Source organism: Planctomycetota bacterium, assembly GCA_038746835.1.
Taxonomy (GTDB): domain Bacteria; phylum Planctomycetota; class Phycisphaerae; order Tepidisphaerales; family Tepidisphaeraceae; genus JBCDKH01.
Genome location: JBCDKH010000314.1, coordinates 1 through 2048, shown reverse-complemented (window position 1 = coordinate 2048; position 2048 = coordinate 1). Strand labels below are relative to the sequence as shown.

The window sequence follows — 2048 nt, the reverse complement described above, 5'->3', positions numbered from 1 at the left end:
GTTCCAGACCTCGACCCAGTCGAAGTGGTCTCCGAACAGTTCGATGCAATAGCAGACGAAGTCGCCGAACTCTTCGAGCCGGCGTGGCGGAGCGTTGGTCGCGTTGTGATCGTTCAGGCTGGGCGGCGTGTAGTTGAAGCACGGGAGCACGTCGACGCGGCTCGCCAGCGTCGGGAGCAGCCACTCGTACCAGGGTCGGCCTTCGGGCGTCATCCAGTCGGCCCAGCTGATGCCGGTGCGGAGGTACCGGATCTTCAGTTTGTCCAGGGCGTCGAGTGCGCGTTCGACGCGGGCGTGTTCGCCGGGGCGAAACCATTCGAGAATCCCGAGGATCGGCTCGTTTTGCTGTGCGGTGCCGGTCGCCACGGGGGATTCGTAGTCGTGGTTTGGGGTGCTGGTGTTGCTGCTGGTGGGGTTTTGTTTCCGAGAGCCCGGGGCGACGCTGCGCTCTGCCCACGGCTTCGATTCGAGGGCATCGTGATGCTGCGCGTCGTTTGACGAGTGACCCGATCGTGCGCTCAGACTGCGAGGCCGTGGCGGGTGAGTTCGTCGTGGGCGGCGCGGATGCGGGCGGGGGCGGCGGTGGTTTCGGTGGCGTGGCGTTGGCCGTCGAGCCAGAGGGCCAGCTCGCGAATGCCGTTGGTCCAGGCGACTTCGGGCTGGAATCCAAGAAGACGACGGGCTTTGGAGATGTCGGCGAAGCAGTGACGGATGTCGCCGACGCGGTACTTGCCGGCGATCTCGGGTTCGACCTCGGCCCGATCGACCGTCTCGGCCAGGTCGCGAGCGACGTCCAGGACGGTGCGGTCTTCGCCGGAGCCGACGTTGATGACCTCGCCGGCGATGAGGGTTGCCTCGGCCTCGATCGCGAGCCGGCAGCAGCGGGCGACGTCGGTCACGTGGACGAGGTCGCGGCGTTGCCGGCCGTCCTCGTAGATCATCGGTGCCTCACCGCCGAGGAGCCTGCCGGCGAAGATCGCGAGGACGCCCGTGTACGGATTGCCGAGCGATTGCCGCGGGCCGTAGGCGTTGAAGAACCGCATCGCGACCGTCGGCAGGCCAGCTGCGCTGCCGAGCAGCAGGCTCATGCGTTCCTGATCAAACTTGCCCAGCGCGTAAATACTGGAGAGTTCGGGGCACTTCTCCTCCGGCGTAGCGATCGGTTCCAGGGCGTGGCCATCGTCGTCGACCGGTTCCCAGAGGCGGCTGCGCAGGGCGTCGATGTCGCGCGAAGCGTGATCGTGAACGCTGCCGTTCGCGTCGCGATATCGGCCTTCGCCATAGACGCTCATGGAGCTTGCGACGAGGAGGCGTTTGAGCGGGCGTCGCTTGTGCCGGGCGACGACGCTCTCCATGAGTGTCGCGGTGCCAAGGGCGTTGGTCTGCGTGTATCGGGCGACGTCGTACATGCTCTGCCCGACGCCCACCGCCGCGGCGAAGTGGACGACGACGTCGGCCGGCTCCACGGCCTCGTCGACGGCGTGGCGATCGCAGACGTCGCCGACGTGGACGTCGACGCGGTCATCGAGGTAGGCGGGCCGGCCAAGCGAACGGGTCTCCGGGCTGTGGACCTGCGGGCTGAGGCAGTCGAGCACGCGGACGCGATGGCCGGCTGCGAGCAGGTCGTCGCACAGGTGCGAGCCGATGAAGCCGGCCCCGCCGGTGACGAGCACGTCGAGCGGCTCGACGTCTGCACCCGTGGGCTCGCGCGGCGTCGCTGCCCGGACCTCGCGAGAGACAGGAGGCCGCGGTCGTACAGCAGGGCGGGCAGGGGACTTCATGGGCAGCGTCGTCGTCGGAAGAGCGTGGCGGTGGGCTCGCTGGTGGGTCGGCGCGGACGCAGGTTCGGTGGCGGTGCAGCCGGTTGTAGAAGAAGCAGCGGACTTCGGCAAGACCCATCCCGCGATCCGGTCTCATATGGGCTCTGGTGTGAAGCAGCATCTCCGTCATCCCGAGCGGAGCGAGGGACCTCGTTCGGGAAAACGTGCAGAACCAGGCGAGGTCCCCCCCGACGCACGGGCTGGAGGGAACCCCCGCACCAAACCCTC

The 2048-nt window shown here is 67.9% G+C and carries 2 protein-coding genes; both read right to left on the bottom strand.

Going from position 1 to position 2048, the window contains the following annotated elements; all coding sequences use genetic code 11:
• Positions 1–366: NAD-dependent dehydratase (locus AAGI46_17000; GenBank protein MEM1013906.1), on the bottom strand; the 366-nt coding region annotated here is incomplete at its 3' end.
• Positions 367–518: 152 nt separating this feature from the next.
• Positions 519–1781 carry an NAD-dependent epimerase/dehydratase family protein gene (locus AAGI46_16995; protein ID MEM1013905.1) on the bottom strand — a complete coding sequence of 421 codons (1263 nt, stop codon included), beginning with the start codon at positions 1779–1781 and terminating at the stop codon, positions 519–521.
• Positions 1782–2048: the final 267 nt, after the last annotated feature.

Excerpts from the sequence above, each read along its gene's own strand:
- AAGI46_16995 (MEM1013905.1), bottom strand. The coding sequence starts at position 1,781 with ATGAAGTCCCCTGCCCGCCCTGCTGTACGACCGCGGCCTCCTGTCTCT.